Annotated in this window: 12 protein-coding genes; 7 read left to right on the top strand and 5 right to left on the bottom strand. The window is 38.7% G+C overall.

What is annotated here, in order from left to right; translation table 11 throughout:
* The first annotated feature begins 92 nt into the window (after nucleotides 1-92).
* Complete coding sequence (locus tag EHO58_RS14975) at nucleotides 93-953, top strand: fatty acid desaturase (protein ID WP_135680443.1); 861 nt, start codon at nucleotides 93-95, stop codon at nucleotides 951-953.
* On the opposite strand, the gene EHO58_RS14970 is transcribed toward EHO58_RS14975, so the two are convergent.
* Both EHO58_RS14970 and EHO58_RS14965 read right to left on the bottom strand, forming a co-directional pair.
* Entirely contained in the window at nucleotides 950-2,233 is a 1,284-nt protein-coding gene (locus EHO58_RS14970; protein WP_167483221.1) for an EAL domain-containing protein, read from the bottom strand. The two genes, EHO58_RS14975 and EHO58_RS14970, sit on opposite strands and share 4 nt — an antisense overlap.
* A gap of 95 nt (nucleotides 2,234-2,328) precedes the next feature.
* Nucleotides 2,329-3,975 carry a hypothetical protein gene (locus tag EHO58_RS14965; RefSeq protein WP_244241190.1) on the bottom strand — a complete coding sequence of 549 codons (1,647 nt, stop codon included), beginning with the start codon at nucleotides 3,973-3,975 and terminating at the stop codon, nucleotides 2,329-2,331.
* Nucleotides 3,976-4,096: 121 nt separating this feature from the next.
* Between EHO58_RS14965 and EHO58_RS14960 the strand changes: the two genes are divergently transcribed.
* Nucleotides 4,097-5,626: an LA_3751/LA_3752 family putative glycosyltransferase gene (locus EHO58_RS14960; protein ID WP_135680440.1), complete on the top strand. Its 1,530-nt coding sequence runs from the start codon at nucleotides 4,097-4,099 to the stop codon at nucleotides 5,624-5,626.
* A gap of 75 nt (nucleotides 5,627-5,701) precedes the next feature.
* On the opposite strand, the gene EHO58_RS14955 is transcribed toward EHO58_RS14960, so the two are convergent.
* The 3 genes from EHO58_RS14955 to EHO58_RS14945 all read right to left on the bottom strand — a co-directional run bounded on the left by EHO58_RS14955 (nucleotide 5,702) and on the right by EHO58_RS14945 (nucleotide 8,802).
* Nucleotides 5,702-7,195 (bottom strand): FAD-binding oxidoreductase, encoded by a 1,494-nt coding sequence (locus EHO58_RS14955; protein ID WP_135680439.1) that lies wholly within the window; start codon nucleotides 7,193-7,195, stop codon nucleotides 5,702-5,704.
* A 17-nt stretch (nucleotides 7,196-7,212) separates the two neighbouring features.
* Nucleotides 7,213-7,938, bottom strand: a complete 726-nt coding sequence (locus EHO58_RS14950) for an SDR family NAD(P)-dependent oxidoreductase (RefSeq protein WP_135626236.1) — start codon at nucleotides 7,936-7,938, stop codon at nucleotides 7,213-7,215.
* A 75-nt stretch (nucleotides 7,939-8,013) separates the two neighbouring features.
* Complete coding sequence (locus EHO58_RS14945) at nucleotides 8,014-8,802, bottom strand: arginyltransferase (protein WP_244241189.1); 789 nt, start codon at nucleotides 8,800-8,802, stop codon at nucleotides 8,014-8,016.
* Nucleotides 8,803-8,872: 70 nt separating this feature from the next.
* Here EHO58_RS14945 and EHO58_RS14940 point away from each other — a divergent pair, with 70 nt between their 5' ends.
* From EHO58_RS14940 to EHO58_RS14920, 5 genes are all read left to right on the top strand, one after another.
* Nucleotides 8,873-9,184: a hypothetical protein gene (locus EHO58_RS14940; protein ID WP_135626234.1), complete on the top strand. Its 312-nt coding sequence runs from the start codon at nucleotides 8,873-8,875 to the stop codon at nucleotides 9,182-9,184.
* A 6-nt stretch (nucleotides 9,185-9,190) separates the two neighbouring features.
* Entirely contained in the window at nucleotides 9,191-9,586 is a 396-nt protein-coding gene (locus EHO58_RS14935; protein WP_135680437.1) for a ribonuclease HI family protein, read from the top strand.
* A gap of 82 nt (nucleotides 9,587-9,668) precedes the next feature.
* Nucleotides 9,669-10,028, top strand: a complete 360-nt coding sequence (locus tag EHO58_RS14930; protein ID WP_135626232.1) for a hypothetical protein — start codon at nucleotides 9,669-9,671, stop codon at nucleotides 10,026-10,028.
* Nucleotides 10,025-11,320, top strand: coding sequence for a CCA tRNA nucleotidyltransferase (locus tag EHO58_RS14925; protein ID WP_135680436.1), 1,296 nt, complete (start codon nucleotides 10,025-10,027; stop codon nucleotides 11,318-11,320). Before EHO58_RS14930 ends, EHO58_RS14925 begins: the two co-directional genes overlap by 4 nt.
* Nucleotides 11,321-11,606: 286 nt before the next feature.
* Nucleotides 11,607-13,193, top strand: coding sequence for an outer membrane beta-barrel protein (locus tag EHO58_RS14920; RefSeq protein ID WP_425269455.1), 1,587 nt, complete (start codon nucleotides 11,607-11,609; stop codon nucleotides 13,191-13,193).
* Nucleotides 13,194-13,292 lie beyond the last annotated feature (99 nt).

Raw genomic sequence — 13,292 nt, 5'->3', positions numbered from 1 at the left:
ATTTTGGCTTAATTGTTTTTCAAAAGGGTATATTATATAGAGAGAAGCGGGTAACACCTAAGCCCTCTTAGAGTCCCGCTGATGGAGGCTCTATGATATACTCTCCAGAAATTAAAACCTTAGACCCTTGCGATGGCAAAATTGTCTGGGCACCAACCAAATCCATTTTATTCATAATATGTTTAACCGTTTTTTTGATCTTCGGTTACTCCACCTACTCTCCCACTAATACTTTTATCTCCTTCTCTCTAACCGCGATCACACTTAGTTTTGGTCACTCGGTAGGATTACATCGGGGAATATTACACGATTCATTTTCTTCCTCTATACATTTAAAAAGGGTTTTACTTTATATAGCGGCTTTAACCGGGCTTGGTGGTCCTCTATCTCTCAGATATTTTCATGATCTAAGGGACTGGGCGCAAAGAAGTAAGGCATGCCACCCATACTTCTGCCATTACGATAATTTATTTAAAGATTTTATAATACAGAATAACTGCACTATAAAGATGAAAGAACAACAAACCTTTCTATATTCCAACGATTATGGAAAAGATAAGTTCATTCAATTTTTAGAGAAAACTTGGTTAATACAACAAATCCCGATCATCGCGATTTTAGGTTTTATGGGTGGATTAGGAGCGATTGTATGGGGAGTCTGCGGAAGAATTTCAATCTGTATTATAGGGAATTGGCTTGTAAGTCATTATGCTCATAAGAGCGGAGAGTTAGTTCGAGTCGTTCCGAATGCATGCACCCAAGGTTATAATATTCCTTTTATTTCACTTTTGACTATGGGAGAATCTCTTCATAATAATCATCATGCATTTCCGGAATCTAGTAAGTTCTCTTTACAAAAGGGAGAATTAGATCCGGGTTGGTGGTGCATCCGGTTTTTAAGTTTATTCGGTTGGATCAAAACAGCAAATGTAGCGGAAGTAAGCAGGCCTTAAGGAAAGTCCCACATTCTTACATCTACGAATAGAACATTTCCTTCTTCCATACTTTTTGAATAAGTGACTAAGAGCAGATTACTTTCTAGATCATAGTATGGGTTACTTGCGATCCAACCGCCGGAAGAGTCTTTTGCATTTTTATAAAATTGTTCTAAGAAGTATGGTCTCCAACTCCAATTCCTTCCCACAAAAGAATCGTCTTCTAACATTCCAGAATCGGAAATCCCGGAATAGTTTGGAGAAAGTTGCCTTCCTTCATGATTGGTTACATACATTCTAAAAACGGATTTTTCCAGAAGATAAGAATTTCTTAATTTAATAGTCACAACTCCATTGGAAGTATTCACTTCTATACCGGAAGATTCTAAACGATCTTCAAGTTCTTTCTCCTTTTTAATACGCCGGAGTAACTGGTATTTTTTATAATTAAAAAACAATTCATGAAGTTGAGAGAAACGGATACTCAAGCCGTTGATATCCATTAACTCAGGCGCCGGTTCTGCAAAATAGAAACCTTGTAAGAACCTAGCTCCATAAGTAAGAGCATTGTATAACTCCGTCTCCGTTTCTATACCTTCGAATAAAAGAGAACATCCCAAACTTTCGGCAAGTCTAGATAAAGTGAATAAGATCTCTTGAAAATTTCGAGAAGCAACCGAACTGCGGATCAACCCTAGGTCCACTTTGATAATATCAGGATGTAATGCACCGATCCGATCTAGGTTGGAAGATTTAGATCCAAGATCGTCAATCGCCACTAAAAATCCCGATCTTTTATATAAATTGATCAGTGGTTTTAGCTGATCTATTTCTCCGGAAAAATGTTCCTCTACAATCTCAATCACGATCCTTTTAGGGTCTAGACCGCCACGTTTCGCTATCTGCAAAGTATAAGGCTCTTCGTCCGTTTTGGACAATAAATAGTCCTGCATGAAAGAAGGAGATATATTCAGAAAAAGTTTTGTTTTAGGATCGAGACCCGGAGTATTACTAATCTTCTCCACTGCCTTTTTGCGAATGGTCCTATCTATTTCTAATTTAAGATTTTTGAATTCTTCTCTTTCTGAAACTGAAAAAGAATGAGGAATATCGGCTAAGAAGAATGGACCAAGACTATGGACTACGCCTTCTTTATCTATAAAACGAGCTAAAGCCTCGTAACCGAAGATAGAATCTTTTTCGACGGACAAGATGGGCTGGAAGTACGGAACAATCTCACCTTCGGAAAACCATTCCCGCCATTTGGATGCATTCCAAGAAGCTCTTCCTTCACTCATTCTTAACAATAAAATGGAAACCCTGTAAGAAGGATCAAGAATTTAAAATCAAAAGTTCAGATCAAATGATAAAAGAAGAATGAAGACTACTTAAACTAGTAACCGACTCCCAGTCCACAACGGAAATCTTCTGGGATACCTACCCATGGAGTTCTTGGCCCAGAATTTTGTATCAAATTTCTATTACCGCCTAAGTTTTCTCGGAGAATTTCCATAAATCTCTCTTTTGTGAAAAGATCTTCCGATTCGGTTAACAATTTCAATCGATCATAGTATACTTTTAGATTCGGATCTTGGATCAGGTTTTGTCCTGAAGTAACGGATTCCAAGTATCCTAGAGGAATATTTCGGGTAAAATGCCCCACTCTCCAGTTAGAAACTGATTTCAATTTACTTAATAAAGGATCCGTTAAAGCATTAGAGTCTATAATCTTACGATTTTCACCTGCAAAATAGCCATAAAAGCCTACGTTAATCGTAGAACATGCCTTGTCCGGGTCCTTAGGTGTTTTTTTATAATTTCTACCTACGTCTGCCCAGCCGTGAGTTGGGAATTCTTTGAAATTAAAGGAGCGAAGAAGATTAGTGCTTCTAAAATAAGCACCCTTTTCATCCTGGATCTCTCCATCATTCCTAAGTCTAGTATAATCTTTTGTAATATACAAATAGGAATTTTGGTTTAACAGGAATAAGGCGACGAAAAATAGAACGCTCACTCTAGGAATATAAGCACCGGAAAATCCCGAAAACAAAAATATGCAGGCTACAAATGGAAGAGCAAAAAACCTCCCTGCCATAAAATCTCCGCCTATGGAGCATATATATAGAGTATAAAGCCCTACACCTGCGGAAAGTGCTGCCTGCAAAAATTTCTTTTTACAGAGAAAATAAGGTAAAAATAAAATTACAGAGCTGATCGTAAGTGAAGTGAAAATATCCCAGCGAAAACTATTTTCTAAATACTCGATCCCATACGGCCATAAATGAGAAACGGTAAGATCAGTATTCAATTTTGCATATGCAGTATTCGGAAACAGATATCCGTAATATACCAACGAAAATGCAGACCAAAGAACAACAGGCAGAAGCCCCAAAATAGCAGCCCCAATAAACCTGCCCCAGGATTTGTTTTCTTTTAACGGTTTATACAAATAGAGAAGGAAAGGAAGTCCGAGAAGAACAGTGTCTTGTCTGTTTAGGTAAGATAAAGAAAGATAAAAGAAGAAAAGAAAAATATCTCGAAAATCAGCCTTCTTCTCCAGATCGAATGCCTTCCCTAAAAACAAAACGATCAAAAGAAAAGAAAGTGGGTTTTCCAGACCTGAACTAGAAAAATCAACAAATGCTCTCGAGGTAAGTAAAATCAAAAATATCCAAGAGCCATGAAACAAATTTCCTTCTTTTTTCCCAAACCGAGCAACAAGCAAACAAGCTGTTAGTCCAACGCAGATCCAAGAAAGAATTAAGGAAGAATAATATACGGGGATTGTCCAAAAAGAAAGAAAAATCAGACCGAATAACCAAAGTGGATGAGTATAAGCCTGGACCCTTTCATAAGTATTCCATCTAAGACCGAATCCGTTTAGAAAATTTTCCACAGTCCTAAAACTGATATAAGCATCTTCCGTGACCCAAGAATTCATGATCAACACATAGGCGAATAGAATACAAGAAATCGGAAAAAAGAATTTAGGAAGCGGTTTAAGGAAAAAGGAACGGACCTTTTCTAAGACGGAATTCACAACCTCCAAAGAAACATTCGGAATCTAAGTGTCATTCAGAATTCGGACAGCCGAAAAAAGATCAAAACTTTCCTCCGGGATTTCTTCTTGACCTTGGATTTTCCCGAAGCTTCTTAGTAGAATGCTTAATCGCCTTCTTTCCCGGATCTCTTCCTTTACTGGCAAGTATGCGGGATTCCTGATTTTCGGAACGGTGTTTTTATGCTTATTTTTAGCATGGCAATACCAAACTGGAATTCGGGTCGGAGATGGGGCAATTAAAGAACAACAACTTGCCGATCTTTTGCGTAACGGTCTTCCTGATTTTTCTTGTAGATATGCGGGAAAAGAGATAGATCCTGAGTTTAGATTCCTACCTTTAGATTTAAAAAAAGGGTCTACCATGGCCCATGTTTATAAAGGAAAATGTTACTATATTTTTCCTTTTTATTATACTGCAATCCAGTATCCCTTCGCAGTCCTCATGGGAAGATTTGGAAGTTTTTTCTTATCATTAATATTCGGGATTTTAACACTAAGAGCGTTATTTCAAATTTCAGAACTTTTAGGACTAAATGAAAAATCCAAATTTTTCTTTTTAATCTTATTATTATTAGGATCGGCATTCAGCTTATTCTCTACGGATCTATCTGAAACAATCCTCGCGATCTATGGAGTTACCCAAGGAATTTACTTTTTACTCAAAGAGGACAAATCTTCCAAATCTACCGATTTAATATTTGCGGGCGGATTTTTCGGATTTGCCGCTTTCTTTCGACAAGAAACGATCCTACTAGCTGCCAGTATTTCCCTAGTTTATGCTTTTAGAATATTCAGAAATCCAAAAACTGCATTATTCCCATTTACTTTCGGGACTCTTTTAATCATCCAGGCAGTGATCAATTATTCGGTAGTTGGACATCCATTAGGCTCTAGAGGTTATTTGCAGGAATCTTCTTCTTATGAATTAGTTTCTCAAATCTACTATTTATGGCAATTGGTGTTTTTAGGGAACGGTTCTTTGGGACTATTTGGAGCCTACCCTGCTTTGGCATTTATTATTTTGTGGAGACCGAAATTCGATTCTCTAACTCGGATTTTATACGGACTCGGGATTTTTATACTTCTTTCAGGTCTTTTAACTTCTACAAAATTTTGGCAGGGTGTATTATTCGGACCTAGATTCTTAATCACGATCCTACCTTTTTTGCTTTTATTCTTATTCTCGATTTTAGAAAAAAATTGGGAGAAGCTCAATAAACCATTTAGGATTGCAGCTATCCTTCTTATTTCCTACTCTATTATAGGTGGAGTAGTATTCGACAGGCTATATTATAAATTCACTAAATCAGTTGTAACCGAGCAAAGTGAACTCAGCGATCATACTTCCAAAATCGTAATCTACAGAAAAGGTTCCGTATTTTTACCTTCTAATTCTTTTAGAGAAGAAAGAGAGGTATATGAGATCGATTCTTCCGAATCTTTCGATGCACTTTTGGAAAAATTGTATACGATCGGAAAAACCCAAGTAACAGTAGTAGGCTTTAAAGATTCCTACCCTCGTGAAGTTTTAGTTCCTAAATCGGAAATTTTTGAGTTTAAGAACAGGACATTCTACCAAAGTCCTTCCATCAATATGGAAACTTTAGAATTTTCTAAACTAACTAAATGATCTGTTTCGGACTGAGTTCACGGAGCCGCAAAGGATTTCTGTTGGAGTTCCAACTTCGCGGCTCTTTAGCGAGATTTATTTTCCCCAGACTCTTCTGAACAAATCAGACTCTAGCAGATTTTTAGGATCTAGTTTTTTCTTCATAATTCTGAACTTCTCAAGATTTTGTTTAGGCATAGATCTTCTGTAAACTTCAGGACGAAGAGTACTATCTTTTGCAAAATAGAATCTTCCTCCATTTTTCACAACGATCTCATCCATTTCTTTGGCGAGTTCCCAAAGTTTAGTCTTATTTCCTTTGGTCAAAGGGAAATCCATAGCCATAGAATAACCATCTACTGCATGAGTGAGTAAAAACTTATCTGGTCTATGTTTCTTGAAGACACCAAGCCAGTTTACGATCCCTCTTTTTTGACAAAGACTTAAAATTTCTTCGAAACCTTTGACTGCGTTCTCTTTCGGAATAAAACTTTGGTATTGGATCATTGCACCAGGCTTGTACATAAATTTCCAATTCGGAACATAGTCCAAAAGAAAAGCATATTCAGCATGTCCTTGTTCGTAAGGTTTATTATTATTTAAAAACCCTGAGATCCATTTTCCGAAATTCACAAATCTCATTCCAAACTTATTGCTAAATGGATACATGAATAACCACATCCAAGACTTAGGAATTATCCCTAAGAATGTGCTTGGCAAAATTTGGTTTTCTAATTTGCAATTTTCAGGAAAGCCAGGATCTTCTCCTGCTTTTAGATGAACTGCTTTATGGATCTGGCCACGACCTAAACCTTTTCCAGAACCAAATCCATCCACCCAACCTACTAAATAATCGGACTGCTTGTATTCTCTTTCGAAATAATCATACATCTCTTGGAGGTTTGCAGTATTGACCGGCCAAACCTTCATCTTACCTGAGTAGATTTTTTTGAGTTTGATCGTTACTGTAAGAAATGCTCCAAGCATTCCAAAACCTGAAATTGCAGAATAAAATAGATCAGAATTCTTTTTAGGAGAACATACCGATTCTTTTCCATCAGGACTTAAAAAAGTAAATTCTTGGATATGATCTCCGATCGGCCCAACAGCAAAGTTATTCTTTCCATGAATATTCATAGAAAGTGCGCCACCTAGAGTAGGAAACATTGTACCACTTACAACTGGAGGCCAGAATCCTCTTTCGATCCCGAATTCCCAAAGTTGTTTGATGGTGACTCCCGACTCAGCAACCAAGACACCTGTTTTAGGATCAAAGGATAATATCTTATTAAAATTACGGATATCTACTACGATCCCTTGTTCATTCGTAGCAGCGTCACCGTAACTGCAACCGCCACCCCTAAATGCAACTTTCGTATTCGTATCTCTTGCATAAGAGAATAGATCCTTAAAATCCTGAATAGATGTAGGTAAAAAAACCTTACTATTGGAGAAATGATTCATTCCCCAAGCTTCTACCTTTTGAGCAGGACTTAAATGGGACTCGAACTCTTTCAGATCGAAACCTGTTTTTTTAATTTTGGAGGATGTCGCTTTTTTAACGGTCTTTTTTTTAGAAGCGGTTGCCATTTTAGATCACCTTTTCCTTAAACGGAAAGTTTTCTGAAAATAAAAGAAGGGATAAGTCTAATGATCAAAGAGACCAAAGCCCAACGAGCAGGCACATAGAAGTTCTCTTTTCCTGCATTCACTTTTGCTAATATAACTTGAGCAGCTTCCTTAGCGGTAATAAGCCACATAAGGCCTGGTAAACCTTCCGTCATTGGGGTCTCGATCATTCCAGGTTTTACTGTAACAACTTGGATCCCTTTTACTGCCAAACGATTGCGTAAAGCCTCTAAGTAAGTGGACATACCTGCCTTAGATGCGTTGTAAACCGGGTTCCCTCTACGACCTCTATCACCTGCAATGGAAGAGATACCTATAATTTTGCCTGCCTTCTTCTCTTGGAAATAAGTAGCAGCGGAGTTCAACCAAGCCACACAACCTAAAAGGTTCACTTCTAACATTTCCAAGTCTTTCTCGACAGAAAATTCTTCTGCGCCGACTCTATGCATCACACCGGATGCGTAATAAATTTCGTCCAAACCGCCTAAGGCTTTTACTGCCTTGGCAAATTCTCCCGGGACCTTGGAGTATTCAGTAACGTCATGTTTGACGAATAAGTTTTTTGTCTTGGAGGAAGGAAGTTTTTTCAGTTCCTTCTCTCTTCTTGCAAAAGCAGCGACCTGATGTCCCTCTTCGATCAATTGAGATGCAATTTCTTTTCCGATACCGCTAGAAGCGCCTACTACGATGATCTTTTTAGCCATACCAACCTTTCTGGGATGCAAGGCCAGTATGACAAGCCTGATTTGGGCTGTTTTGGGGAGAAGAATGACCCGAGCCTATGCGCCTAATCGTTTATCTCCGTTGGGACCATTCTCCGAAATATAATCGGAAAGAAAAGATCCGCTTTCATACCAAACACCGGTATTACGATTTAAAATTTCAGAAGGTTTCCAGTTCTTTTTATAATCCATCTTAGGATGTCCCGGAAGAAAAAGACCCAATTGAAATTCTTTAAATCCCTTTTCTTTTGCCCAAAGAATAGAAGATAATATCAGAAAATTTCCCAAACTTCTTTTGGATTCTTCCGGGTCAAAAACGGAATACACAGCGGACACAGTCTCGAGTCCTAGATCCAATAAAATCCAACCTAAAAGTACATCGTTTTTATAAAGAAGAAGTTCTAAAGAATTTTCAGAACCTACATACATTTGGAATTTCATCGTTTCCAAAATTTCAAAATCGGATTCTCCGTGACTTCCCTTATGCCTATGTCTTTGATACTTTAGATATAAACTTTCCTTATTCGCGTCAATCTGCGGGAGAGATGTTTTGAGACTTAGATCAGAATTGATTTTTTCCAATCTTTTATGTGAGGAAGTTTTCTGAAAGATTTCGAGAGGAATACGATAACTCAAACAATGGGAACAGTTCGAACAATTTGTTCTATAAAAAAAGTTCCCGGATCTTCTAAATCCAAATCTAAACAGTACGTCCAATCCCTCTAAAGGAATATTTTCCCTTAAGATAAAACCTTTTACCTTGGAACGCCTGTCCGGATAATAACTACATTCCGATTCAGGAGTTTCGGGGAGTGAATTTAGGAACTGAAAATAATCTATCTGCATTGTTATAATGCCAATATCCTAGATAGTTTTTACATTGCCAAACCAAAGCCTCCGAAGGATAGGACTATTGATGGTATTTGGTTTAATGATAGATCATCCGGCACGTTGGAACGCTTATAAATTGGCTTTCGGGCTTACTGCCTTAAGTTATCTTTTTTATTTTTTATCCCTTCCTTTCGTTCTGTTTGCCTTATTAGCAGTCGGACTTCTATGTTTGATCGGAGGGTTATTTTTCCCCCATACATTCGATCATTTGTATCGGACCTTCCAATTTTTGGTTTTAGGGATACTCTCCTTTTTCCTTTCCTTATTCATCCTGATCGGGTATTTAATATTCTGGAGACCATTCCAATTCATTTTGGGATCTAAAAACCAAGATTAAAACCAGGTGAAAAAGTTCAAAATATACTGCGACGGAGCTTCCAAAGGAAATCCGGGACCTTCTTCCATCGGGATTGCCGTTTACGAAGGAGAAACCGAGGTACATTCTATCTCGCGTAGGATCTCCGACGGAACAAACAATGTTGCGGAATGGGCGGCTCTGGAAGCGGGGATCGAATATTGCCTCTCCCAAGACGCTCTCGAAGTTACAGCCTATTTGGATTCGGAACTGGTAGTAAAACAGTTCAAGGGAGAATATAAGGTCAAATCTCCTCACCTACAAATTGCAAAGGAAAAGGTCAAAGGTCTGACTTCTAAATTAAAACTTTTCTCAATCCACCATGTTCCGAGAGAGAAAAACAAGCGGGCAGATAAGTTAGCAAACCTGGCCTTCGAATCTTAAACGCACCTTCAACCGCCGTGTTGGAGTTCCTACAAAATAAAAAATGGTTTCCTAATGGAGTTCTTTATAAAAAATTCCTAGCATGAGTTCTAAAAGGCAATTACTTCCGATCTGCTTTGCACTTCTCGGCCTTCTATCTTTGCCCAACTGTAAAGGTAGTATCTTAGATAAAATGAAAGACCTACAAAAAGAAGGAAAATATTTGGAACTTGCCATCCTATGCAACGAGCATAAGGACGAAGAATACAAAGAAATTTGTAATACTGCCTGGGACGAAACAGGAAGAAGGATAGACCAAATCCTTTCCCAACAAGCGGATCTTCCCTTTTTAAGAGTTTCCGTAGATCAAAAAACCAAAAAGCAGGTAGAGGAAATTTTTTCCAAGAACCCTGCACTCAAAGATCGTTATCTACCGATTTGGAAAAAGATCGTCCAGGAATGATGAGCCCCGATCCGAAACAACTTATCTCGCAAATCCCTTCTCCTTTTATAGAGGATCTATTAGAGATCAGTAAAACGATAAAAGATCATGGAGGAGAAGCCTATTTAGTCGGCGGAAGTGTCCGAGATCTGATCTTAAATAGAATCCCACACGAATACGATCTCGCAGTTTCTATCTCTCCGGAAAAAATGCAAAAGATCTTCAAAAGGACCGTGCCGACAGGGATCAAACATGGGACCATCACGGTATTATTCCAGGATAGATCTTATGAATTGACCACATTCAGAAAAGACGAAGACTATATAGACGGAAGAAGGCCCGAAACAGTACAATTCGGAGTAAGCCTAAGCGAAGATCTAAAAAGAAGGGACTTCACTATGAATGCCCTCGCCCTGGATCTTCTCCAAGAGATATTAGTAGATGAACATTCCGGACAAGAAGACATTCAAAATTCTTTAATCAGAACCATAGGGAACCCGGTCTCCAGATTTACGGAAGATGGACTTAGACCGGTTAGAGCCATTCGATTTGTTTCTACACTCGGATTTACAATCCACCCTGATACTTCAGAAGCGATCGAAACATGCAAACAGGTCACAGCAAAGGTTTCCCCGGAAAGAATACATGACGAATTTTTAAAAATACTCAAAAGTAAAAATCCGATCGGAGGATTGGATCTATTAAGAAAACATAAAATTCTGGAATTATTCACCAAAATAAAATTATATTCGGTAGACTGGGAAAAATATAAAAACGGATTTTCCAAACTTATAGAAACTTCCGAAAGACCAAGACTGGCTTATTTTTTGGCTTCCTGTTTTGCAGAACAAACCTGGTTTTCTGACTCGACTGTATTTTTTAAAGAACTCAGATTCTCCAACCAGAGGACCAAAGATTCTCAGTTTTTGGTAAAAACTTTATATTCAATCATCCAATACAGAGAAGAATTAAAAACTTCTCCAGGACTTCGCACTCATCTGCTCCATCCCGTCGCTCAATATGCAGGAAAAAAAGATCTTTGGGATTGGTGCTTAGAACTTTCCCTTCTTTGGTCCGCTTTCTTAAATGAAGAATCATTTTGGCTTTCAAACGCAGAACAAGAATGGAAGAAGAATCCCCCTCTTCTTCTTTCAGACCTAACCATAGACGGAAACTTGGTCCGGGAAAAATTCCCGGAACTTCCTGCGCCTAAATTGGGAGAGGTACTGCGATCCTCTTTGATTTCCGTGCTCCAAGATCCAAGCCTGAATTCAAAGGAACTTCTTCTAGATAGTATCCGGAAATCACTCTAACCGAGGGCTTAAGATCTAAATTCGTCGAAGCTACTACAAAATTCACCTTCTTCCAACCCGGTTTATACCAAAACATCTTCTAGTCTGCCTAGTCCTTCAGCACACTAAATCATGCTCAAAATTTAAGCATATTGCGCTTATTGAAAAATTAGTCCAAAAAGTTTATAAAATATGAGCATCAAATATTGGTTTTAGAATCGTTTTTAAGCCTTATTTAGTCTCTTTGCCTATTTTTAACATGTTGGCACGCTAGTTGCATACTTATCGGCATAGGAGATTTAGGAGAATGATGAGAAAAAAAACAGCCAGCCTCATTGCTACCTTTACTCTGGTGACCGCCTCTTCGATGTTTGCCCAAGCGAAGAAGGAAACGCCGGACCCGAAGGCAGCAGGTGCAGTGAAAGCTGCTCCAGCCCCAGAACCTGAAGATACGAAATGGTATGATAAGGTAGACTTTTCCGGATTTGTGGATGTGTACTACATGTACAATAACAACCCACTCCAAGGAAGCGCCGTAGATACGACCAGATCGTTCGAAACTAGCAACAAAAACTTTGGTGTTAACGCAGCAGCTCTTGCTGTTCAAAAAACAGCTGAAAAATCCAGCCCTTGGGGATTCCGTGTGGATTTCCAAAACGGACAAAACAACGCGTTCCAAGAGGCGCCATATTCCCAAGCTAACGGTGTATATAACTATAACATGCTGAAACAAGCGTATATCAGTATGTATTTCCCTGTGTTAAAGGGGATGACCTTAGACGTTGGTAAGATGGCAACACATATTGGATATGAAGTGTTGGAATCGATGAACAACCCTAACTACTCGATAGGGGCCATCTTCCAAAACACCATCCCGTTCATTCACACCGGTGCTCGCTTAACTACTCAATTTACAGACAAATGGGCAGGAACCTTTTATCTGTATAACAGTGGTGGTGGTACTGGTTATAGAACTGGAGTTCCTGATGGAAGTACTACTAATAACTACTTCTACGAAGCAGCTACTCAGCATAAAGCGATTGGAACACAGCTAAAGGGAACCTTGATTGAAGACAAATTATCCATTACTTGGAACACTTTGTATTCTCAAGATGGTGCTACAGGAAGAATCGATCCATGGAAACAATATGCAGCTGATCAATTAGCTACTGCTACAGGTGACCCTGCAGTTGCAGCTCTTACTGCTCCTAATGCAAAGTATAATAAAGATTATTGGTTCATGAACCATGCAATCTTGTCCATGACTCCGACAGACAGAATCCAAATCGACTTAGATTATACTTGGAGTGAGAAAGCTGGTGGCGCTGCTGCAGCTAACCTTCTCCAACAACAGTACAACTCAGCAGGTACTGCAAATGTTGAAACTATTCTTGGCGGAACTGTTACTACTGAAAAAACCAAAAGTACCTATAAGTCTTACGGTATCTTCAGTAAATTCAAGATCGGTGAGACTTGGGGAATCAATGTTCGTTTTGAGTATATCGACGATAGCCATAACAACGGCCGTTTGACTACCTTCAACCCGTTTGCAGGATCTCAAGCAGCTAACTCTTGGTATGCAGGAAAATATGCACAAGACAAAGCTATTGCAGAACAAATCCTTGCAACTAATCCTGCATTGGCTGGTTTAAGCGCAGATCAACTTCTTGCTGCTCTTGATCCTAAAAACTACAAAGATTACGGTGGATCTTCTAACTACGGACAGTATAAAACATTTACTGTAACTCCAGTTTGGAACTACACTGAAAATCTACTCATCAAATTGGATATGAGAAGAGACTGGGCAACCGGTTATCAATTCGTAACTCAAAGTGGTGAGAAAAGTAAAGACCAATACGGTATAACCTTAGGGGTCGTTGCTAAGTTCGATTAATCCGGATTTAGTAGATTTCTACAAAAAAGAGCGTCCTTTCGGGCGCTCTTTTTTTATCTTCGGATAAATAGGGAAATTTAAACTAAGGAAAGAAGAAGG

This window comes from Leptospira selangorensis (genome assembly GCF_004769405.1).
In the GTDB taxonomy this organism is placed as follows: Bacteria; Spirochaetota; Leptospiria; order Leptospirales; family Leptospiraceae; genus Leptospira_B; species Leptospira_B selangorensis.
The sequence above is the reverse complement of the archived record's forward strand: the minus strand, read 5'-3'. Positions and strand labels throughout refer to the sequence as shown.

What these genes read in the sequence shown, in the direction of transcription:
- EHO58_RS14955 (WP_135680439.1), bottom strand. Translation starts at nt 7,195, where the DNA reads ATGGCAACCGCTTCTAAAAAAAAGACCGTTAAAAAAGCGACATCCTCC.
- EHO58_RS14960 (WP_135680440.1), top strand. Translation starts at nt 4,097, where the DNA reads ATGCTTAATCGCCTTCTTTCCCGGATCTCTTCCTTTACTGGCAAGTAT.
- EHO58_RS14930 (WP_135626232.1), top strand. Translation starts at nt 9,669, where the DNA reads ATGAGTTCTAAAAGGCAATTACTTCCGATCTGCTTTGCACTTCTCGGC.
- EHO58_RS14940 (WP_135626234.1), top strand. Translation starts at nt 8,873, where the DNA reads ATGGTATTTGGTTTAATGATAGATCATCCGGCACGTTGGAACGCTTAT.
- EHO58_RS14925 (WP_135680436.1), top strand. Translation starts at nt 10,025, where the DNA reads ATGATGAGCCCCGATCCGAAACAACTTATCTCGCAAATCCCTTCTCCT.
- EHO58_RS14970 (WP_167483221.1), bottom strand. Translation starts at nt 2,233, where the DNA reads ATGAGTGAAGGAAGAGCTTCTTGGAATGCATCCAAATGGCGGGAATGG.
- EHO58_RS14975 (WP_135680443.1), top strand. Translation starts at nt 93, where the DNA reads ATGATATACTCTCCAGAAATTAAAACCTTAGACCCTTGCGATGGCAAA.
- EHO58_RS14920 (WP_425269455.1), top strand. Translation starts at nt 11,607, where the DNA reads ATGATGAGAAAAAAAACAGCCAGCCTCATTGCTACCTTTACTCTGGTG.
- EHO58_RS14950 (WP_135626236.1), bottom strand. Translation starts at nt 7,938, where the DNA reads ATGGCTAAAAAGATCATCGTAGTAGGCGCTTCTAGCGGTATCGGAAAA.
- EHO58_RS14945 (WP_244241189.1), bottom strand. Translation starts at nt 8,802, where the DNA reads ATGCAGATAGATTATTTTCAGTTCCTAAATTCACTCCCCGAAACTCCT.